18 protein-coding genes are annotated in these 21,428 nt (G+C 61.7%); 7 read left to right on the top strand and 11 right to left on the bottom strand.

All coding sequences use genetic code 11. From position 1 onward, the window contains the following. Positions 1-1,247, top strand: a 1,247-nt coding sequence (locus VGD45_RS12095; RefSeq protein ID WP_331155561.1) for an IS481 family transposase, incomplete at its 5' end; no start/stop codon positions are given. Between the two features lie 44 nt (positions 1,248-1,291). Here VGD45_RS12095 and VGD45_RS12090 read toward each other — a convergent pair. After that, positions 1,292-1,990, bottom strand: coding sequence for an alpha/beta fold hydrolase (locus tag VGD45_RS12090; RefSeq protein WP_331155560.1), 699 nt, complete (start codon positions 1,988-1,990; stop codon positions 1,292-1,294). 262 nt (positions 1,991-2,252) lie between these two features. On the opposite strand from VGD45_RS12090, the gene VGD45_RS12085 reads away from it, so the two are divergent. Then, complete coding sequence (locus VGD45_RS12085) at positions 2,253-3,137, top strand: hypothetical protein (protein WP_331155559.1); 885 nt, start codon at positions 2,253-2,255, stop codon at positions 3,135-3,137. A gap of 62 nt (positions 3,138-3,199) precedes the next feature. On the opposite strand, the gene VGD45_RS12080 is transcribed toward VGD45_RS12085, so the two are convergent. The 4 genes from VGD45_RS12080 to VGD45_RS12065 form a co-directional block, all read right to left on the bottom strand. Further along, positions 3,200-3,676, bottom strand: a complete 477-nt coding sequence (locus tag VGD45_RS12080) for a hypothetical protein (RefSeq protein ID WP_331155558.1) — start codon at positions 3,674-3,676, stop codon at positions 3,200-3,202. A gap of 147 nt (positions 3,677-3,823) precedes the next feature. Then, positions 3,824-4,375, bottom strand: a complete 552-nt coding sequence (locus tag VGD45_RS12075) for a thioredoxin family protein (protein WP_331155557.1) — start codon at positions 4,373-4,375, stop codon at positions 3,824-3,826. 42 nt (positions 4,376-4,417) lie between these two features. Continuing rightward, positions 4,418-5,731, bottom strand: coding sequence for a cytochrome P450 (locus tag VGD45_RS12070; protein WP_331155556.1), 1,314 nt, complete (start codon positions 5,729-5,731; stop codon positions 4,418-4,420). Positions 5,732-5,820: 89 nt separating this feature from the next. After that, positions 5,821-6,663: a molybdopterin-dependent oxidoreductase gene (locus tag VGD45_RS12065; RefSeq protein ID WP_331155555.1), complete on the bottom strand. Its 843-nt coding sequence runs from the start codon at positions 6,661-6,663 to the stop codon at positions 5,821-5,823. On the opposite strand from VGD45_RS12065, the gene VGD45_RS12060 reads away from it, so the two are divergent. Together VGD45_RS12060 and VGD45_RS12055 are read left to right on the top strand one after the other, a co-directional pair. Next, positions 6,638-7,384: an AraC family transcriptional regulator gene (locus VGD45_RS12060; RefSeq protein WP_331155554.1), complete on the top strand. Its 747-nt coding sequence runs from the start codon at positions 6,638-6,640 to the stop codon at positions 7,382-7,384. The two genes, VGD45_RS12065 and VGD45_RS12060, sit on opposite strands and share 26 nt — an antisense overlap. A 68-nt stretch (positions 7,385-7,452) precedes the next feature. Continuing rightward, positions 7,453-8,457, top strand: a complete 1,005-nt coding sequence (locus tag VGD45_RS12055) for a DMT family transporter (protein ID WP_331155553.1) — start codon at positions 7,453-7,455, stop codon at positions 8,455-8,457. Here VGD45_RS12055 and VGD45_RS12050 read toward each other — a convergent pair. The 3 genes from VGD45_RS12050 to VGD45_RS12040 form a co-directional block, all read right to left on the bottom strand. Next, positions 8,443-11,115: a hypothetical protein gene (locus VGD45_RS12050; protein ID WP_331155552.1), complete on the bottom strand. Its 2,673-nt coding sequence runs from the start codon at positions 11,113-11,115 to the stop codon at positions 8,443-8,445. The two genes, VGD45_RS12055 and VGD45_RS12050, sit on opposite strands and share 15 nt — an antisense overlap. Positions 11,116-11,132: 17 nt before the next feature. Then, complete coding sequence (locus VGD45_RS12045; RefSeq protein WP_331155551.1) at positions 11,133-11,738, bottom strand: hypothetical protein; 606 nt, start codon at positions 11,736-11,738, stop codon at positions 11,133-11,135. 134 nt (positions 11,739-11,872) lie between these two features. Beyond that, complete coding sequence (locus tag VGD45_RS12040) at positions 11,873-13,216, bottom strand: hypothetical protein (RefSeq protein WP_331155550.1); 1,344 nt, start codon at positions 13,214-13,216, stop codon at positions 11,873-11,875. Between the two features lie 71 nt (positions 13,217-13,287). On the opposite strand from VGD45_RS12040, the gene VGD45_RS12035 reads away from it, so the two are divergent. Genes VGD45_RS12035 through VGD45_RS12025 form a run of 3 tightly spaced genes read left to right on the top strand, consistent with a single transcriptional unit; the run spans position 13,288 to position 15,780 of the window. Continuing rightward, positions 13,288-14,265, top strand: a complete 978-nt coding sequence (locus tag VGD45_RS12035; RefSeq protein ID WP_331155549.1) for a lysylphosphatidylglycerol synthase transmembrane domain-containing protein — start codon at positions 13,288-13,290, stop codon at positions 14,263-14,265. Between the two features lie 49 nt (positions 14,266-14,314). After that, the gene (locus VGD45_RS12030; protein ID WP_331155548.1) at positions 14,315-15,040 is read left to right on the top strand and encodes a hypothetical protein; all 726 of its coding nucleotides are present in this window, start codon (positions 14,315-14,317) and stop codon (positions 15,038-15,040) included. Further along, positions 15,040-15,780, top strand: coding sequence for a class I SAM-dependent methyltransferase (locus tag VGD45_RS12025; protein WP_331155547.1), 741 nt, complete (start codon positions 15,040-15,042; stop codon positions 15,778-15,780). Before VGD45_RS12030 ends, VGD45_RS12025 begins: the two co-directional genes overlap by 1 nt. On the opposite strand, the gene VGD45_RS12020 is transcribed toward VGD45_RS12025, so the two are convergent. The 3 genes from VGD45_RS12020 to VGD45_RS12010 form a co-directional block, all read right to left on the bottom strand. Next, positions 15,738-16,943 carry a glycosyltransferase family 1 protein gene (locus VGD45_RS12020; RefSeq protein ID WP_331155546.1) on the bottom strand — a complete coding sequence of 402 codons (1,206 nt, stop codon included), beginning with the start codon at positions 16,941-16,943 and terminating at the stop codon, positions 15,738-15,740. The two genes, VGD45_RS12025 and VGD45_RS12020, sit on opposite strands and share 43 nt — an antisense overlap. Before the next feature lie 45 nt (positions 16,944-16,988). Next, positions 16,989-18,101, bottom strand: a complete 1,113-nt coding sequence (locus VGD45_RS12015) for a polysaccharide deacetylase family protein (RefSeq protein ID WP_331155545.1) — start codon at positions 18,099-18,101, stop codon at positions 16,989-16,991. Positions 18,102-18,311: 210 nt separating this feature from the next. Beyond that, positions 18,312-21,248: a glycoside hydrolase family 9 protein gene (locus VGD45_RS12010; RefSeq protein ID WP_331155544.1), complete on the bottom strand. Its 2,937-nt coding sequence runs from the start codon at positions 21,246-21,248 to the stop codon at positions 18,312-18,314. Positions 21,249-21,428: the final 180 nt, after the last annotated feature.

Below are 21,428 nucleotides of genomic sequence, written 5' to 3'. Positions count from 1 at the left end.
CGGTATGGTCCAGGTTCATCCTTTACACATCAGTCCAGGTTCATCGTTTACACCGGTGTAGTTCACGCTTGGCGAACCGAGGAGGTTTTGCCATGGCCTGGAACGAGACCGATGCGATGGATCAACGATGCAAGTTCGTGCTGGCGTACTCGACCGGCCGGTTTGAGATGGCAGAGCTGTGCCGGCTGTATGGCGTGAGCCGGCCGACAGGCTATAAGTGGGTTGAACGTCATCGCACTGAAGGGATGGCGGGGCTAAAGGAACGTTCTCGAGCTGCGCGCCACTGTCCGCACCGCATGCCGCAAGAGGTGGCCCAGTGGCTACTCGCGGAGCGCCGGGCGCATCCGCAGTGGGGACCGCGTAAGTTGTTGCGTCGATATCGGAACACGCATTTGCAGCCCGGCCCATCGCGATCGGCAGTGGCGGATCTGCTGCGACGGCAGGGGTTGAGTAAACCGCGACGACGGCGTCCAGTGCGTAGTCGAGGCGGCCGCCGCGTTGGCCTGATCGAGGTGCCTAACGAGGTGTGGACGATCGACTTCAAAGGTCAGTTCCGCATGGGCGACGCTCGTTGGTGTTATCCACTGACGGTGATGGATAGTGCCAGTCGTTATCTGCTGGGCTGTGACGGCGAGCCGCGCATCCTGGGTTCTCAGGTCCAACAGCGCATGGATCGGCTGTTTAAACACTACGGCCTGCCTCGCGCTATTCACAGCGACAACGGCGCGCCGTTTGCTGGCACCGGTCTGACGGGGTTATCGCGCCTGTCAGTGTCATGGCTGAAGCTGGGCATCGAGCTGCGGCGCTCCCGGCCTGGCTGCCCGCAAGACAATGGCGCGCATGAGCGGATGCACCGTACCTTGAAGGCAGAGACTGCCCGACCACCCGCCGCTAACCTGCGCGCTCAGCAACGCCGCTTCCAGCATTTTCGCCGAGAGTACAACGAGGAGCGTCCGCACCAAGCGCTGCAGGATCGCACGCCCAGCCAGCTCTATGCTTGCAGCGCTCGAAGCTATCCGGCTCGCGTGCCCAAGCCTGAGTATCCCGCGCACTGCGCAGTGCGCCGTGTCCGCACCGACGGTTCGATCAAATGGCAAGGCGGGCTGCTGTTCGTCAGCACCGCCTTGTGTTCAGAACTCGTCGCGCTGGAAGAAGTCGACGACGGCCTGTGGTCCGTATGGTTTATGGCGCACCTACTCGGACGCATCGACCTGCGCACCAAGAAGATTACCTATGTCCCGGTGTAAAGGATGGACCTGGACTGGTGTAAACGATGAACCCGGCTGGACAGTCAGCCCAACAGCCACCGACGCAGCACCGCCGAAGTCTCCTCGGGCGCTTCCATCGGCGGCAGATGCCCGCAGGAAACAAATGTATGCAGCGTCGCGCCGGCGATGTGTCGATGCATGTATTCCGCATCGCTGGGCGGCGTGAGGATGTCGGAATCGCCGACGGCGATGAGCGTCGGCACGTCGATCGAAGCCAGCAACGGTCGCGAGTCGGGTCGGTTGAGAATCGCATTCTGCTGACGCAGGAATGCATCGCCACCCACCCGCTTGGCCATCGAACGCACCTCTTCGCCAACCGGGCCTTGCACATGACGCGTGTGAACCAGTTGCGGCAACATTCGCGCAGTCACACCGAAGAAACGCCCAAGCCTCAACGACTCCATGCCAGCCAATCGTTGCGCCGTACGCTCCGGCGTATCCGTAGCCGCGCTAGTATCCAGTAGCGCAAGCCTGCTCACGCGTGTTGGCTGTTGGCGAAAAATCTCGAACGCCACGTAGCCGCCCATGGACAACGCAGCGAGCGCGAAGCGCTCGGGAGCGGCGTCAAGCACGCGCCTGGCCATCGCGCTCACAGTGTCATCGAGTGTGAGATCCGGGACAGTTGAATCGGCAATGTCGCCGAGATCGCGAGCTTGATCGCGCCACAGTCGCGCATCGCATAGCAGGCCGGGCAGCAAGATAAGAGGTGTACGTTCGGGCACGATGGAATTCCTCGGTCGTGCGTATCTTCCGCAGTGACTGTGCAAATGTCACGACAATCTGTTATTTAAGGCCGCGAATCTGGAACCATCGATTTCGCAAGAGGCGAAATCCGCAGCAGGGAAGACCAGGGACTGGGCGTGAGCTGCAACTTGGTGGCGCGTTCCGCGCCGCTCGCTTCAGCACTGAAACTCTCCTGATCAATCTCTGTCGCGCGTGACGGATTCGCGCTTTATCAATCATCCATTGACGTTAGGGAGAACCATGAAAACGGCAGCAGTGTTTTTCAGCGGTGTGATGTTGTCTGCTTTGGCGTGCGCGCCAGCCGCGGCTGAGACGGTTCGCGTGCGCTTGACGGCTCGAGTCACTTCTGTAAACGACCCAGGGACTCTGCTTCACGGTGCGATCGTGCTGGGTCAGCGACTCACTGGCACTTACGTGTACAACACGAACACGCCAGACTGGGAGACGGGCACCTCCGACTTTGGGTTCTACGTACCGTATGCCAACGAGGCGCGCGTGCGGTTGGTGTCGGGCGGCGTGGTCTTTGAGAGTGCGCAGCCAACGCAAGGTATCTCGATCGCGATCGACTCTCACGCCGACAATGGTAACGGCATGTTCAATTTCCGGAGCGTTGACAACAAGCCGCTGCCGTCCACCATGGACGTCGATGAGATCAGTGTGCAGTTCGAGGGAGCCGGCACGGTCACGGAGTCGGATGCGCTGCCTTCGGTCGCTCCGGATCTGCTCAACTACCCGACCAAGATGGTGACCGTCAGAGGCCCCGGCAATAACTTCGAAGTGGTCGCCGACATCGAGACCGCCGAGCTGATCGTGACCGGCGCGCTCGAGTTATCTCCGGCGGCGGGCAGCTTCGTTCCCACGCAGCACTTCGATGCGGCCGTGACTCTGCCGCGCAATACCACTCCCGCATCGGCGCAGGCGACTGCGAATGGTGTGACATTGCCGCTGAGCTACCCGGGCACTTGCCAGCTGCTGCCGCCGGACCAAGCAAATCAGCGCGCATTGTTGTGCCCGAACGCTGACGCAGTGCTGCCGCAGGCGGCGGGCGCGCCGATCGAGTGGACTGTCGTGCTCACCAACGGCACGACTCTCACTCAATCGGTGAATTGGACGCTCGCTATGTAATCGAGCAATCGCTGAACGACGCGCGCGTCCCCAGGGGGCGCGCGCGTCGACGGTTCCATGCGTCACAGTCCCCAGCCTTCGTTGATACAACGAACGCCCGCGCTCGGATGCTCGATGAATTTCTTCGTGCCGAAGTTATAACGCCTGATCCAGAGAACCTCGGTGAGCCACTCAGTTTCCGCGAGCCGAACGACGGCAACGATGCCTTCATCCCGCTCGCCATTGTCCTGACAGCTGGCGACGGCCAGAGTGTAGCCCTCTGGAACCTCGGGGTAAGGCATGGCGTCGGTAATGGTCCAGAGCGCATGGTTCGACTCGTCCCGTCCCGCCAGTCGTGAGCCATAGAGGATTTTGGGAACGTCATTCGAATCCGCGAGGATGCCGATGGAAAAGTCACATGACCTGTCGGTGCCCCGCAGTGCTCGGGCAATGCACGAGCCGCCTATATCCTTGAGCCCATCGGGATACGGCGGGACTGTCGAGCCTACGAGGCTGCTAGCTAATGCCGCCGCTGGAAGAATTGCCGTAAGCCAAGCCATGACATTCATCCGTGACAAAACCCTGAACTGCTGATTGAGCGACGCGTATAGCACAGCGGCGGCTGAAAGGAACGCGACTGTCGTCAGACTATGAAGGTGTCAATGATAGCGTCGGACACTATTTTTCCGACGATACGACATCCAGGCTCATTTCTTCCATTTGATGTTGCAGCCGATGCTCGGCTTCTGGTTCTTCGGCGCCTCGGCGCCGCCGAGCAGAGCATCGCATGCAGCGCGCAGGTCGGCGCCCGTGGGCGTGCCTTTGCCGGGTCGACTGTCGTCGAACTGGCCGCGATAGATCAACTTGCGCTGCCCGTCGAATAGAAACAGATCCGGCGTGCAGGCCGCGCGATACGCCTTCGCGACTGCTTGCGTCTCATCGAGCAGGTACGGAAACGTATATCCCGCGCTCTTTGCTTCCGCGGACATTCCTTCCGGGCCGTCAGCGGGATAGGCCTGTATGTCATTCGAGTTGATCGCCACGACAGCTATCCCCCTCGGTTGATACTCGCGTGCAAATCGCGCAAATTCGTTGCGGATGTGCTTGACGAAGGGGCAGTGATTGCAAATGAATGCGACCACCAATCCTCGCGCATCACGGAAATCATCGAGCGCGCTCACCTTGCCGTCGAAGCTGGTAAGCCGGAAGTCCGGCGCGGGCGTACCGAGATCGAGCATCGTGGATTGAGTTGCGGCCATGGCACAGGCTCCTGTGAGTCCAGCCTATAGAGTCTTCCCGTGCTAGAGTCGACGCGGGATCCTCACGGGCAGGGATCGATAGCCGCGCACGAATGTCGAGTACACGCGTTCAGGTTCGCCGACGACTTCCACGACCGGGAAGCGCTTGAGGATTTCCTGCCAGACGATCTGCAACTGCAGTTCGGCGAGGCGATTGCCCACGCAGCGATGAATGCCGTAGCCGAAGGAAACGTGCTGGCGAGGCCGTTCGCGATCGATGATGTAATCGTCAGCGCGGTCGATGACCGTCTCGTCGCGGTTGCCCGATAGATACCACATGACGACCTTGTCGCCCTTGCGAATCAGCTTGCCGCCGAGCTCGACGTCCTGCACGGCGGTCCTTCGCATATGGGCGAGAGGCGTCTGCCAACGAATGGTCTCGGAAACCATGCTGCCGACCAGCTCCGGGTGCTCGCGCAGTCTCTGGTACTGATCGGGATTTCGATTCAGGGCGAGCACGCTGCCGGTGATGGTGTTGCGCGTCGTATCGTTGCCGCCGACGATCAGCAGCACGATGTTGCCTTGGTACTCGTAGGCCGGCATGTTTCGAGTTTCCGCTCCGTGCGCGAGCATCGAAATCAGATCGTTGCCTGGCGGGCGCGCCGCGCGCTCATGCCATAGCATTTGAAATGTCTGGAAACATTGGGTCATTTCTTCGACCCATTGCTCGGCTCGATCGATGATTCCACCGCCCGGAACCGCCGTGGCGACGTCCGACCAGCGCGTCAGTTTGCGCCGCTGCTCCTGCGGGAAATCCATCAGCGTCGCGAGCGTCATGGCGGTGAGCTCGATGGAAACCTTTTCGACCCAGTCGAATTCGACGCCGATCGGCAGATCGTCCAGGATCGCGGCCGCGCGGGTTCGGATCAGTGGCTCGAGGTTACGCAGATTGGGTGGCGCCACGATCGGTTGAATGGCCTTTCGTTGCACATCGTGCTTCGGCGGGTCCATGGCGATGAACATCGGCAGAGCAGTGTTGGCAGTCGCTGCGATGGTGATGCCGCCCAGCGATGCCTCCGACGAGAACTGCTGATGGTTCATGTCGACCGCCACGATGTCGTTGTAGCGGGTGATCGACCAGTAACCGCCGAACGTCGGACTCTCGACGTAGTGAATTGGATCTTCGCGGCGCAGCCGTTCGAAGTAGGGGAACACGACGTCCGCATGGAACAGTTTTGGGTTGGCCACGTCGATGTCGGCGAGTGGCTGCAAGTAAGCATCCGCTCGCGCGGCTTCGAGCGACAGCGGCGCGTCCGGAAAGTCAGCCAGATTGAAGTTGTTTGGCGGCCCGGAGCGAGTGGCGAGTGTGTCGGTCATTGACGCATCCCTTCAGCGATGTCGACGGTGCAACGTTGGATGCTGCGACAAAGCGTGCGCCGTTGCAATCGCGAGAGCGGGAGAATCGGTTAACGACGCGATCCTAGTTCCTGGATCTGTCGGACAATCCGGCCGATAAACGGTCGAAAGACATGACGCAGGAGCCATCCCGGCAGATACGGGCCGCGCTCTTCGTATGCCACACGGGCTCGCGGGTGATCGAGGACACGCAGCAAAGCGCGGTAGCTTCGGTCGTCGCCGCCCAACTCGATGCGGGTGAGATGCTTGGCATTTTTGTATCCATAGTGCGCGGGAGCGACGAGCCGGATCGGTGCGCCGTGGTCCATCGTCAGCGCCTCGCCGTTCAGCCGGTCCGCGAGCAACACGTCATCGGCAAGAAGATCGGTGAGCGGCAGTGCCGTTCGGAAACCGTCCTCGCAGCGAAGTATGACGAGCGCGATGTCGGTCGTCGGGCGCGCCTTGGGCAGAATCAACTTCTCCCAAACATCTTTGAATCGAACGCCACTCCATTCATTTGCCAGGTGACTCCAGCCCGCCGCGCAATGAAAGTCCGTCGTCTGCGTCACGCGAGGTAGCGTCGCGAGATCGGCGGCTGTCAGCACGACGGGTTGTTCGATTGCACCGATAACTTCGAGGCGGATCTCGGTTGCTCGCAGCGTCCGCTTCGCGAAAGCGACCACGCCGAAGCGAGGAAAATCCGAGCGAACATGTTGACCCGGCGGAAGCAGCGGAGAGTCGTGTGTTGCACGCATGAGGGCATAGTGCGCGAGGGGTTCCTGTTCCTCAACTTGCAGAAACTGGAGAAACGAGAGAAGCGGGCGACGGCGCCGAACGAACGGAGAGTTCCTACGCAAAAGACCTGGATTTTGGCGGTACAATGCGATCATGACCGCTGTCTCCACCAGTTCCATCGCCATCCGTTCCTATGGGGCGCACAGCACCGCGGATTGTCATCGCTTTGCGCAGATCGTATTGCCGTTGGCGGGTGAGCTGTCGATGGACATCGCCGGCCGTCATTCCGTTATCGACCGAAGCATTGCGGCCTATGTCGAGGCGGGCTCCTGGCACGATCAGGTGAGTGACGTCGCCAATCGTTCGCTCATCCTGGACTTGTTCCCCAGCGAGTTGGACGCGCGGCTGTCGGATCGGTTGGCCTCGCGCCCTTTCATTTCGATGACGCCCGAGGCGGCCAACCTGGTCGCCTATATGGAGTCGGTGATGAATCGAGGGCGCTTGCTTCCGCACCGGTTGAAGCTCTGGATTCCCCTGCTGCTGGACGCCCTGCTGGGCGAGGAGCCCCAGCTGCCTTCGAGGTTGGCGCGTTTGTTCGCGGCGGTCGAGGCCGATCCTTCGAAGGAGTGGACGGTGGAAGTCATGGCAGAGAGGACGGGCGTCAGCGTCAGCAGATTGCACGCCATCTTTCATGAGTCCGTCGGCAAGTCGCCTCGCGCATGGCTGACCGCGACACGACTGAATTTCGTGTGTCATCTGTTGACTGTCACTGACCTGCCTGTCGCAGAGCTCGCCCATCGCGCCGGTTACTCCGATCAGAGCGCGCTCACCCGAGCGATGCGCAAGGCGATGGACCTCACCCCCGCGGCCTATCGACGCCAGGCAAGAGCCCAGGCCTGAAAAACGCGAGTCGGGGTCAAGACTCATCGACCGCGGAGAACCTACCTTGCGTGGTCATCGAGGTGGGCATGTCTGGCAATAAAGACACAATCACGGGTGTGGTTTGCGGCGTCCTGGCGGGTTCGTTGTGGGGACTCGTGTTTCTGGCGCCCGAGCTGGTTCGAGAGTTCGGCGCGCTGGAGTTGACCGCCGGCCGTTATCTGTTCTACGGCCTGTTTTCAGCGTTGCTGATCGCTCCGATCTGGCGGCGAGTCGTTGCTCAGCTGGGACGACGCGAGTGGCTGGCGCTGGGCTGGTTAGCCTTCGCGGGCAATATTCTCTACTACGTGCTCCTCGCTAATGCCGTTCGGATGGGAGGCATCGCGATGACGTCCCTCGTCATCGGCTTTTTGCCCGTAGCAGTGACTATCGTGGGCAGCCGTGACAAAGGAGCAGTACCGCTGCGTCGTCTCGCGCCATCGCTCGCTCTGTGCGCGATTGGCGCCTTGTGCATTGGATGGCAGGCACTTTCCTGGTCGGCTTCCGCGTCCATCGTCCAGCAATCCATCGGATTGCTCTGCGCGATCGGCGCGTTGGTGTCATGGACGTGTTATGCCGTTGGGAACAGCCGCTGGCTGATGCGGCTCGATCACGTGTCCGCGCATGAGTGGAATCTGCTCACCGGCGTGATGACCTGCGTTCAGGCGCTGCTGCTCGTGCCGGCTGTGCTCGTTTTTTCCAAAGGCCATCACGACGTCGCCGCCTGGACGAAACTCGCCGGCGTCGCGGCGGGCGTGGCTCTCCTGGCTTCCATGCTAGGCAACGCGCTGTGGAATCGCATGAGCAGACTCCTGCCGCTGACTCTGGTCGGGCAAATGATTCTGTTCGAAACGTTGTTCGCGTTGATCTACGGATTCATCTGGGAACAACGCCTCCCGACTACGCTGGAGACCGTGGCGTTCGTACTCGTCGTCCTCAGCGTCCTGTCGTGCCTGGCCGCGCACCTGGATGTTGAGGATCGACGGGAGGTAGTGAGGCTCGGGGAGGGCGGGCCGAAGCCCGCCACTCCAGATCTAACATCAGGGATCGAATGACAACGTCGCGTTGTCCAGGTCGAACGAATCAGTCGCACCGGGGAACGCCTCGTAAGTGGTTCCCGTCACGGACAGTGGCGCGTTCGCCGACAGATCGGTCTCGCCCGGATTCGTTGCTCCGCTACCCTCTGTGATTCCGACAACTGCGTCGAGTGCCGCCACATCGTCATAAGCGACGGCGACGCCGCCGTCGGCGGACAAGGTGATAGAGAACGAATTGCTGTCGCCAAGGATGAACTGCGGCACATTCACGAAGCTGACGGTCCACGACGCGGCGTCCGCCTCGACGTAGACCTCGCCCTCCTGCGGCGACAGATCGTCCCACAGCGCGGCAATGCGTGGCGGTCCGCTTAGAAGCTCCCCGACCGACTCCGAGTAGTCGGTGCTGCCGGCGCCGAATGTGAGATTACCGTTGGAGTTGACGAACACCGACGACCAGTTCTGCCCCTGGTAGGGGAAGTTGAAAGGAATGTCGATCTCCTGGGTCGCGTCGTCGTCGAGAACCATTGTGATGCGATCCGTTGTTTCGACGTTCAGCACGTAGCGACCCGAACCTTCGCCGTCTCCGGTGAAGTCGGTATCCGGGTACGTGCTGATGCCGAGATAGTACTTGCCCGCGCTCGGCACGAACGTCGCAATCCTCGACAGCGCCCCGGCCCCGCTGTCGTCATCCTGCGCGATGACATTGCCGTACACGTCCAGCAGCACCATCACAGTGTCGAGCGAGCTCGACACGATCTCGGCCACGACTGCGTCACCAGCCTTGGCTTCGATACGGAAGAAGTCCACATCGGCGCCGGCTGGCTCGATTTCCGTGTACTGCTTCGGATTTGCCGAGCTGAATGGCAGGGAGATAGGCCACGCAGTGTGCTGCGTATTATTCGACCCAGCCCAGGCGTCGCTGTAACTAGCCTTGCTGTTGTATCGAACTGTCGCGCCTGTCAGGTCGTTGGGATTCGTCGCGGTGAACACCTCGTAGATCGCTGGCGACTTGGCGAGTTCGAGAGTGCCTGCGAGCAGTGTGCTCAGGTCGCTCGCCGGCTCGCTACCCGCCGTGACCCGATTTCCGCAGGACACGCCCGCAATACCATCCACCGCCGTCATGCCTTCGTAGGTCACGTGAATATTCGCGGTGCTACCTCTACGTTGCCGGTCACGGGAGAGCTTGATCGAGAAGCTGTTCGCGCCGGCGTTCGGGAACTCGGGCACGTTCCGGTAGATGACAGTGAAGTCGTCCGCCGTCTCCGCGAATGTGACGATGCCCTGCGGCGCGCCGGTCGTGAGATTGAACGGGCTCAAGTCGTCCCACAACGCGGCAATCCGTGGCGGTCCGTTCAGGAGCTCGCCGGCCGTTTCGGTGTAGTCGGTGCTGCCCGCGCCGAAAGTGAGGTTGCCGTTCGCGTTGACGAACACAGAAGTGAAGGTCTGGTCACAAAGCGTGAACGAGAAGGGCAGCGCGAGCTGGAACGAGCCGTCTTCTCCCAGCGGCAGCGGATCGCCCGGCCGCGGCGAATTGAAGATGACATTCACGCTCGTGGCATTGGGCGTGACGAGCGCGAACTGCTCCGGTGGATCCACGCTCGTTTGATTGTTTGATTCCGCGCTTCCGCTCGCATATTCCTCTGGACCCGGCAGCGACGCCGGTGGCGTCGAGAAGCCACCCGCGAGAAGCTGGTCCACATACACGCGATAATTTGCGCCCGGCGTCAGGCCGAACAGCGTGTAAGTGCCAGCGAGCGGATTGGTCTGGGTGAAGTCCTCCGTGTAGTCGCTGGAGATCGCCGATACCGCGTCTTGGAACGGATCGGCTTCGTTGCGCGCGATCACGTTCACTCCCGTCAGCTTCGTCACCCCATTCGACGCGAGTATGTTGCCGGCGATCGTGCCCGTCGTCGTTGCGAAGTCCGGTGTCGGATACAACGCGGACACCGTGGCGATGTCATCTCGATGTAACGTCTGCGTGCCGATGCCCGGTCCGTAATAGAACGGATACATCGTTTCGACCACGTCCACGGCGAGCGGATTCGCCGGCGCCGCATAAGGAGAGAACGGCGTCGGTCCCGTGTCGTCACCGCCGACGGAGCCGAGATAGATCTGGCCGTTCACGACCGTATGCGCGAGGTTCGTGTAATGCCCGAACTCGTGGACCATCACGTCCATCGCCGCGGTCAGATCGTCGAACGACGGGCCGTTCAGGAACGACAGACCTTCGGTAATGGTGCAAGAGGCGCTGTTGCCCCATTCCGGCCCCGCGAAGCCAAGCACGCCGGAGTTCGGTCCGTACAGCAGATCGAAGATTTCGCCCGTGTCGTCGAAAACGATGGCGGACAGGCCGTCGGGCGCCGGCGCATCGTAGTAAGGCACGAAATTGGTGATATTCACGTCCACCGGCAGCGTGCCGCCGTTCGTGTAGCTCACGGTTGAGGTGCCAACCGCGGTCCACACGTCGAAGGCGGCCTGCACCGCGGCGACCGCCTGAGCGTTCGTGAGCGGGCCGAGGTCGCCGAGGTCGGGATTGAATGGAATGTTCGCGCCGCCGTTCGGCCACACGTAGGGCTCTCCATTGGCACAGTTGGCCAGCGGTCCGCCGGCATGCGCGAGCGGAGCGCACAACAGAAGGGTGGCGACCCCCGCCAGGGCGAGGGAACGTTTGCTCATAGTCATGGCGGGCTCCCTTATTTGCCGAGTTGGGTGAGGATGGCGGTGGCAAGGCGGGTGTAGGTCACCGGCCCTTCGATGCCTGGCGCGCCTCGTTGCGCGGAGCCGGCGCCGTCGAACAGGCCAAGATTGTTCAGCTCATTCACCGCGAGCTCGCTCTTGTTCTCTCCCGCATAGATACGGAAGCTGCCCTGGCCCAATCCGACCGGCGCTCGCAGTCCGCTGGCTCCGGGTGCTGTCGTGAACAGCACGTAGCTCTCGCCCACGCGCAGTTCCGGTACTTCGGGCAACGAGGAGGATAGGCGCGTCTGGCCGCCACTGCGGGCGGTGGTCTTGAACGTGCCGAGCATCGTGATCTCGACTTCCGGCGAAGCGTTTTCCTTCGCCTCGAACGTTCCCTTGAACGCCTCGTCGATGCGCAGGCGATAGGTGACGGTCGGCAACGTGCCGCCGCCGATTGCAATCTTTCCAGGCTCGGCCGACAGGACCTCGCCCCGGAAGATGGCGTCGGCCCGGTCGGTGAGCTGGGCTAGATTCATTTTTAATATCATCGCGGCGCCCGCAGGCGCCGTGACGGCGGCCAGCAACGCGGCCATCATCCAGGACAGCGCTCTCAATCGCATGCAAATACCCTCCTTGGTTGAATTCGGTCGAGGTTCGGTTTGTTAGCTTCTCCCGAAAAGTCAGTGTTTAATCTCGTTCAAGAATATTTTCAAAGCTGTTTTGCGTGCTAAGAAACGGCGGCAACCCGGACTCGTCAACGCATCGGCGGCTCGGTCGCTCGCCGGTAGTAGCGGTACTTGCCGGATTTTTCGCGTGGGACCAATGACACTCGTTCGATATCGACCTGGCAGCGCTCGCCGAAGGTGGAGTGCACGATCTCGCGCAGCTGTACGGCCAACGCGTCGTCGAAGCCGGCAGCGCTTTCGACCAGCACGTTCCAGTGCGCCGGATCTTTCTGTTGAAACAGCACCTGTCCCACCGAACCGAGCGGCGCCTGAGAAAGAAACAACTGCAAACGGCGGCCAAGTTCCGAGCCGTGCACCAGTTTGCCGTCCGCCGTGACAAACATATCGGCTGCGCGACCCACCAGCTCGGACAGCACTGGATGCGGCAGTCCGCAGGAGCAGGGATCAGGCGAGATCCGTCCGCGGTCGCCGATGCGACACCGTACGAGCGGCATGGCACGATTGAACAGTGACGTGAGCACGAGATCGCCGAGCTCGCCCGGCCGGGCGGGCTCGTCGCCGTTGAATATTTCCAGATGCACGTGGTCCGCCATGATGTGACGAGAGCCGGCGGGGCATTCGTGCGCAATCGGCCCCATCTCGGTCGAGCCGTACGATTCGAAGACGCGCGCGCCAAAGTGCCGCGCGATCTCGTCGCGTTGGAATGGATAGACCTGCTCGCCCCCCAGCTTGACGAACGGCACGAGCTGCACGGGTGCATTCGGCCTGTGCGCGCGCACGTGTCGGGCGAGCTGTGCGATCGCAGACGGAAGTCCCATGCAAAGCACCGGGCGTCTATCCAGCAAATAGCTCGTCGCCCGTTCGAGCTGGTCGAATGTCAGGTTCTTGGTCGAGAACACACGACAGTTGCGGACCCAGTCGAGCAGCGGATGACCGCCGCCCCACAACAGCAAGGTGCGGCTTCCTGGCGGAATGCCGAACCAGTACATGGAGCGATACTCCTGAGCCCAACTCCATCCGCCCGCGTGAGGGTTATAGAAGACAGAAACGATTTCGCCGGTCGACCCGGAGCTGTGTCGCGCGAAAGTGCCCGGCGTAAAGCGGCGAGCCCGAAGCTGCGCGCGATGTGTAATCAACATCTTGCGTTCGAGCACTGGCCATGCGCTCAGCTCCTCGGCGCGGGCGCGCGACAGTGACGTTTGCCATGCACCCGAAGAGTAGAGGGGAACCCTCGCACGCGCATAGATCAGCGCTTCCCGAAGCAGCCGGCGTGTAAGCTGCTCGAACGACGCGCGGTCGAGCTTCTCCCAAGCTTGCAGCCGCTGCACGAAGGGACCGACGTGTCGGCCACGCATCGACTGCAGCGTGTAGTAGAGATACTTGTGGCAGCGTTGCTCGATGCCCTGGTTCACTCGTCAGCAATGCCGGCATATCAGGATAGTTCCAGGCAGGGTAGGATCGAATCCTCGAATCGAGGATGGCCATGAAGCTGCGCATCGCGCCGAGACAGCGGCTGCTTTTGCAGTTCGCCGCGAGCGTTGGGCTGCTCGCGTTTCTGCTCTCGCGGCTCGACTGGCAGCGAACCGTGACGCTGATTCGCGGCGCCGAACCGCTGTTGCTGGCAATGATCGTCATGATTCAGGCGGCGGACCGGGTGTTGATGGCGCTGAAGTGGCGTCAGCTTCTGCGGGTGCTCGACAACCGACTCGGACCCTGGAGCGCGATCGGCGTCTATTACGAGAGTACGTTCATCGGCTTCGCCCTGCCGCTCGGCGGATTCGGTCCAGACATCGTGCGGTTTGTGCGGCTGCGAGAGCGAGGCTTGGATACGCACGTGACCTTGGCATCCATGGTCATGGAGCGGCTGAACGGTGTGATCGCGACTCTCGCGCTCATCGCGGTCGGGTTTGCCGTTCTTGCAAACCTTGCGCCCCAGCCGACGTTGCGGGAGTTTGCTCTCGTGGCGGCAGTGGTCGCGGGCGTTGCGGGCACGGGCGCCGCCGCGTTGATCTTTCATCGATCGTTTGGCCGTGTCCTCCTCAGGTTTGAGAAGGGACGCTTCGCCAAGTACGTCGAGGCGGCACGAACATACTCGACACGGCGTCTCACTCTTGCCGTCAATCTCGGGCTGTCGGTGATCGAGCAGACGGGCGCGGTGTTCACGCTGTGGGTCGCGTCACACGCGCTTGGTGCGCCTTTGCCATGGATGGTCTGTCTCGCTGTTGCTCCAGTGGCCGTGATCATCCAGCGGCTGCCGCTGACGTATGGAGGCTTGGGCTTGCGCGAAGGAAGCGCGGCTGCACTGCTCGTCGCACTCGGCTACGACTATTCCACAGCGCTCGTCATGCTGATGACGCAGTTGGCGATGTTCCTGATTTCGCTGTTGCCGGGCGCGATCGTGCTGGCGACTTCCGGGCGCCCCCGCCTCGACGCACCCTCCGATCGGGCGCCTGCCGCTTGAGTTGCGCATGGGCACAGGAACAACCCTGTCCCCGAATCATTTACATTCGGTGAGCACTTCCAGCGAGAGTCTGAGCCCGTCACCCGCGGCGGAGCCGTCTTGTTTCAGCAAGCGCTTCACCGAAGAGTGGATGTTTCGGGCAACGCTATGGAATTCGCTGCGAGCCTGGGCGGCTGCGCAACGATCCTCCTGGCTGCGGGTCCCCCGGGTGTTGCAGGCCGACGCCCGCGAGTTGCGGATCGACTACGAGTTCCTCCCTGGCTGGTTTCCTTTGCATACCGTGCTTCGGCACCGCACTTTCGCGGGGCTGTCCGGCGCCGAGCTGGTGGGGCTGTTCTGGATGCTCGGCGCCGCATTGGAGGAATTCCATCGGCGCACGCATCGGATCCACGGCGACTTCGACTTCGACAACATCCTCGTGAAGCGAGGCGCCGACCGGGTCGTGTTCGTGGATTTCACGCCGCCCGAGTACAGCGCCTTCCGCCGCTACAACCAGGCGAGCCCGTATCGTGACATCGCGTCGCTGGTGATATTCGTGCGCGCCAAGTATCCGCCGCAGCTGATCTATCTCGCGTTCCGGCCACAGCTGAGAAAGCTTGCGCGCAGCTTCGTGGAAGGCTACTTTCGCAATGCACCCGCCGAGTTCGACCGGTGCATGCTCGAGCACCACATGAACGAGCTTCTGCAGAACACTTATCTCGGCAGATCGTTCAGCGCGCGCTATCTGCGGCGCAGCCGGTTGTTCCGCACCGACGATCTGACGCCGGAGCCGTGATGCACTTTCGGGACTACAGAACGTCCCATGTGGGACCGGACTCCTGGGCGACCGACTATGACGCCAAGCTGTTCTCGCCCGGTTCGTTCGACGCCGTCATGTGGGATCGCGAACAGCGGCTGCTCGATCGCATCTTGCAGCAGCACGCGCCCCGTCGCGACAGCTATCTGGATTTCGCATGCGGCACCGGGCGCGTGCTCTCGTATCTCGAACCGCACTTTCAGTCGGCGGTGGGCCTCGACATCTCGGACACGATGCTCGCCGTCGCGAAACAGCGCGTCCGGGCCGCCGCTCTGCTGCAGGGGGATGCGACCCGGGATCCGACGCTGTTAGGCGGACGGCGATTCGATTTCATCACTGCCTTCCGATTCTTTCTCAACGCCCAGCCCGCGCTGCGCGACGAAGCGATGGCGTTCCTGGCGTCAGCTCTGAAGGACGAGCAGTCGCGATTGTTGTTCAACGTGCATGGCAACCGCTACAGCACTCGCGCGCTGCTCGCCGCGAAGGCCCGTTTCACACGCGAGCAGTTCGCTTCCATGTCGGTCCGAGAAAGCATCGAGTTGGCCGCACGCCACGGACTCGAGGTGGTCGAGTGGTATGGCATCGGCTCCTATGACAAATCGCTGCTGCGATTGATGCCGCTGAGCGCGTGGTGCTGGGCCGAGCGTGCCTCCGCGCTCCCCAAGCGCTTCGCCGTCTATCTGTACTTCGTGTGCCGGCTTCGCAGGTGCCCTACATAAGACTCGGGATTGCGGGCTCGTGCGCTCGCCGAGGTGTCCGAGGTATCGAGGGGGACGATCTCATTCAGTACGGCCAGCGTTCGCCGAGCTGTTTCCTTCCACGTCAAAGTCTGCGCTCTCTGGATACCCAGCTCGCGAAGCCGTCGGCGCAGCTGCTCCGAGCTCGTTACTTCCGCAAGCGCGCGTGCGATGTCCGCCTCGTCGCGAGGATCGATCAGGAAGGCCGCGCCACCTGCGATCTCCGGCGCCGAACACGTATTCGGCACGATCGCCGGACAACCGCACGCAAACGCTTCCACGATCGGAATGCCGAAACTCTCGCAGAGCGTTGCAAGCACGAAGCATTCTGCCAGCTGATATGCGAGATGCAGCCGTTGGTTCGGCACGAAGCCCAGGAACATCACATCCCGTAGATCCTCATCCGAGAATCCGTGCGCTCTCAGATAGTCCTGTACATAGTTTCCCGCCACGACCAGTGGCAGATTGCCGCCCGCGGCGCGGTAGAGCCGATATGCGCGAACCAACCGTTCGTTATTCCCGCCCGGATAGGGGCGCAGATGTTTCTGTCCGCCGTGGAGCACGCGGGCGACGGTGAGGATGAAGCGCTCCGGCAGGCGATATTCCGCGCGAAACTCTTCCAGTGCGCGTGCGTCGCGTTCTGGTGTGAAGTTCGCACCGACCCCTGCGTAGCTCACGACGGAGTTGCGCACATCGATGTGAGTGTAGTGAGACAGATCGTCGAGCGTGGTCTGCGAGATCGACAGTGTGCGGGCCGCTTTCCAACTGTACACAGGCAGCATCAAACGAATGTAGATGTTGTCCCACCACGGATAATTCTGCGGGTTGACATACCAGTCCGACCCTTGATGCACGAAGACGCAAGGCTTTCTGGTGAATAGCGGCAGTGAGAATTTCGGGTTGAGGATTAGATCGGCATGGAACTTACGCGCCGCTCGCGGTACGCACACTTGATCCCAATACAGCTTGCTTCGCGCCGGGATCACGACCGTCTGCGCGTTACTGAACTCGCGAAACAGGTCCTTACACTTCGGTGTGTCGAGCAAAATGACGTAAAGCGTCTCGGGATCGGCCTTGAGCATTTCGCGCAGCAGGTACTGTCCATAGATACCGAGGCCGTCCTTCTGGTCCACCAATCGACCCATGACTGCGATCGTTCGCCGTGGCATCGCCAAAGTCGCTCAGCTGAATCAATGTGCGAGATGTTGGACTGTGTCGAACCCCGCTACCTTGCGACGTACCGCGCTCACGATGCTGGCGCGTTGTTCCCCAGGCAAAAACTGCAGCCAATCGGACTTGAGCCGGCCGTACACCGGTAATGGCAGTCGCGCGCGACGCCGCTCGGAGCGGTAGTCCATCGCGACGCCAAAGGCCGCTCGAAAACCATGGTGTCGAGCCAGTTGCATCGAGAGTGCCGACCCCAGGCTCCAGGGATAAGCGATGCAGTGGGGCTCATAGCCGAGATGGCGCTTGAACTCCTCACGGCACAGCTCGAATTCAGACGCGATCAATTTCTCGAATGCGGGCGCGTCCATGAACCGTCCGGGCGCGAGTCGTGCTTGTTCGTCGAAGCAGCGAGCGAGGCGCGCACGCCAGTCCGGCTGCGCAAAGAAGTCGGGCCCACCCTGGCTCGTGACGAAATCGCGACAAGCGAGTGTTACGTCGCCGTTTTCGAGATAGCGACGTTGCGCCGATAGCAGCGGCGCGGCCCTATACACGGGCGTACCCAACGCGGGCTTGCCCAACTCGTCTGCGTTGTCGACGAAGCGCATGGGCCAGTCGTAAATATCGAAGCGCGCCAGCACCGACGGATTTGCGAAATCAATCACCTGCGACGAAGTGGCCACGAGCGCATGTCGATGTGCGTGCGACTGCACGTCCACCAGGCCCGAGTCGAGACACACCCGGAGTTGCTCCCAGGACATGAACAGATCGTCTGCCGCACGACGCGCGGGCTGCATCCAATAAGAGGGAGCGAAGAGCACCGCATGGGCGTCGAATTGACGCAACAACGGTAACGCGACCTCTCGGAAGCTCTTGCGCGCATCGTCGAACGTCAGCAGCACGGACCGTCCAGGCCAATCTCCGCCTTCACGCGCGGCGAGGTACTCGTCCAATCTGAGCGTCCTGTAGTTGTTCCTGCGCAGGAACTCCAAGTCGCGCGCCAACGCGGGCGTTTCGACATCGTGATAAATAAATACGGGAATTTCTCGGCGGGCGAGCGGCAAGCCGAAAATGAATCGGGGATAACGAGTTCGTGATATCCGCGCTAAAGTGCGCACGAACCGCCCAAAACCACTCATGGACCCGCCCTCGCGAGCCGAGCGCAGTGGGACAGTTCGTTTCCGTACGGCTTAGCCTCGACTGTGCGCTGGCCCGCCAGACTTGAATTCTTGATCGCTCCCCGCCAGCGGCACATGCTGGCCGGGTAACCAACGCGCGTGGGGCGGAGCGAGTTCCGTGTCAATCACGACGATCGCTCGCGGTTGCGGATTCAACGGGTTAGCCTGTGCTCAGAACGTGCCGGACACAGTGAAGCTTTGTCCTCCAGTGGTGTACGTCACGGAGTAGGTGTCGCCGCTGGTCGGATGCGCTGTGCCCGTGCCGCTCATTTGAGCGGCAAACGTGCGGTTGGTCGATGCGCCTAGAGTTTGTCCAGCCGACAAAGTGTATTGATACGTGATGGTGCTCGCTGTGCTGTTGCTGCTCTGAGTAATAGTCGAGCCCACTGTGTTGTATTGCCCAGAGAAGCTGATGCCTGTCGTGCGCTGAACGACAATGGTCACGGAGAGCGCGGTCAGCGTTCCGGTGTTTGCGATGCGCAGTTGCTCTTCGACAAAGTGCCCGCTGCTGCTCGTGACTGTCGGTGTCACTGTCACAGTGCCGTTGCCGCCGGGTGTTGTTACAGTGAGCGCGACGGTGGTGGTGCGCGTCGTCGTACCTGATGTGCCTGTAATGGTGACTGTGGCTGCACCCGCCGACGCTGTGCTCGAAGCTGTCAGTGTGAGTGTCGAGCTGGCGCCTGTCGCTGACGCGGGGTTGAAGCTGGCTGTGACGCCGCTCGGCAACCCGCTGGCTGTCAAGGCGACCGCACCAGTGAAGCCACCTGAGCGTGTGATGGAGATCGACACACTGCCGTTTGATCCGCGCGCAACGGAGAGCGTCCCTGGGGACGCCGCGATGGAGAAGTCCTGGGTTACAGCAGTGGTAGTCGCGCTCACCGATGTGCTTGCCGCGGATTGTTTGCCCGAAGCGTCCTGAGCGACGACCGTGTACGAGTACGTCGTGCTTGGAGTTCGTCCAGTGTCCGTAAACGTCGTTGAGGCGGCGCTGCCGGCCAGCGTCGTGCCACGGAAGATCTGATAACCCGTCACGCCCACATCGTCAGTAGATGCATCCCACGCGAGAGAAACGGTCGAGCTCGTCGTTCCAGTCACACGCAGGTTCGCGGGCGTGGTCGGCGGCTGGGTATCTACGACTCCGCCGCTCGGTTCGTTTCCGAACACGCGCACGCCATCGTCGTACACCGGAATGCGCTGGACGAGTACGGGCGTCGAGCCTGGCGTCGTCGAGACGCCCGAGAACGACCAGTCGTTACTTGGATCCCACGCGCCAGAGCTCGCGATCCGGAACTGCACTTCCTTGCGATAGTGCTGCTGTCCTCCTGGATAGATCTTCGTTCCGTTACAGCTCACGGTGACGTAATAGATGTTGCCCGAGTGTTGTGTGGGGCCGGTGGGCGGCAAGCATTGATTGTAGTTTGCCGCTAGCGAAATCTGGCTTGGGGTGACGCCCGCATCGAGCGTGAAGTAATAGCGGAATGAGAGCCTGTCCGTGACGCGGGCGGGCCACCCGGACTGGTTGTTGAGGAACAGCTTGATCTCGGTGAAGTTGGAGCCCGAGGCGTTGATTGAGGCCTCGGCGAAGATTTCATTGCCGACGACCGCCTCAGGCGTCGGGAAGTTCGCGAGCGGTGTGCCGCCGAACTCACCGACCAGGCGGGCGAGGGCGCTGGTGAACCCTGCGTTGTAGTCGGTGGCCACCTCATTCATGGTGTAGTCTGAGCGATCGTCGGTGTACTGATCGTTCGGCGAGGTCGGGCCGCCGACCAGCGCGCCATAAAGAATGTGACGACTGACAGTCGGGCTGCCGATCTGGTCCGTCCAGGAGCCGTGCGCGGTTCGATGGTGCGGATTACGAGGTGGATTCGTGCCGAAGCCCACGACGAAGCTGCGGTTCAGCGGATTCTGGCCGAGCGCGTAATTGATCTGGCGCACGCCAAAGTCGTGATAACGAGCCTTCAATGTCGTATCGGCGATGGCGTCGGCATAGACGAGGGCGATGAACGCGGTATTCGCCGCATAACGCAGCGATCCCCAACGGTCGAGCACTGCTTGCCCGCCCGGGCTGTAGCTGACGCGTGTGCCGTCTGCTCCGAAAGCAGAGCCGCCTACTGTCCACCAGTTGAGCCAGCGTTGTGAGTCCTCGTGGTAGCGCGTGGCGCCCGTGAGCTTTGCGAGTAACACATAGCTGCCGTAGGACTTGTCGTCCCACGCGTGCGTCCACTTATATGACTTGACGCTGGTCTGCTGCTGGTTGGAGAGGTTGGCGTAATAGCTTTCCGCCTTGGTGAGAAACGCCGCTTCATTCGTTGCGCGATACAGCCAGAGGGCGCCCCACACCAGTTCGTCGTTGAAGCCGCTCCAGGAGTTGTAGAACGACGCCGCGTCAGTGATGCAGTCGGAATACTCGCCTCGGTAAGTATCGGCGAACGAATAAAGCTGTCGCGCGTGCGTGAGCAGCGTGTTTGCGTATGTTGGATCCGTCGGCCGGAATGCGATGGACGCGGCAGCGAGCGCCGCTGCTGTTTCACCCGCCAGATCCGAACCCGGGCACGACGTGGTGACTCGGAACGACGGCCGCGCCATCTGCATGACTTCGGCCGGACCCCACCACGCGTGATCCGGGCCACCCGCGCCGACCTGGCCATAGAGCTCGTTCGGCGCGGAATGCGCTTTGATGAAATAGTCGGTCGCCCAACGCAGTTGATCGAGCGCCTCGTCGAGTTGCCCGATCTGCACGTAGTTGGCGCGATACTCGACGATTCCCCAGGCGAGCATCGTGGCGCTCGCGGCCATGGGCAGGCCGAATTTCACATGATCGCCGGCGTCGTACCAACCGCCTGTCAGGTCGCGTCCGACGTCCGAACCGTCCTGCATCCCCGAGTCGCCGCGCCAGTTCACACGGTTGGAGGTGGGCAAGTCACCCGAGCGCTGCGCTTCATAGAAGAACAGAGACTTTTGCAACGCCTCGGCGTAATTGAATGTTTGCGCCAGCAGCGGCGGCGCGACGAGGACGGAGCACGCGATGATGAATCTCGCGGCGCGTACTAATGATTTTAGAATCTGAACGGGCACGCGTGCCCGCGCGAACAACGCTCGTACATCCATGTCTCCACGCTCCATATATAAGCGATGGCGCGCGCGAACACGACGCCTCCGCCCGTGGTCAGACTCGATCCCCCTTGCACGTGGGGTCCAAACTTACTCCAAAGGACAGCGTTGTCAATGCCGAATTTCGGGCAGAGGCGGCGCGCGCGCCTGGTGTTCGCAACGGTCGAAAGTTGATGT

Source organism: Steroidobacter sp., from assembly GCF_036402275.1.
Classification (GTDB): Bacteria; Pseudomonadota; Gammaproteobacteria; order Steroidobacterales; family Steroidobacteraceae; genus Steroidobacter.
Note: the sequence above shows the minus strand (reverse complement) of the source record. Positions and strands in the feature narration are given on the sequence as shown.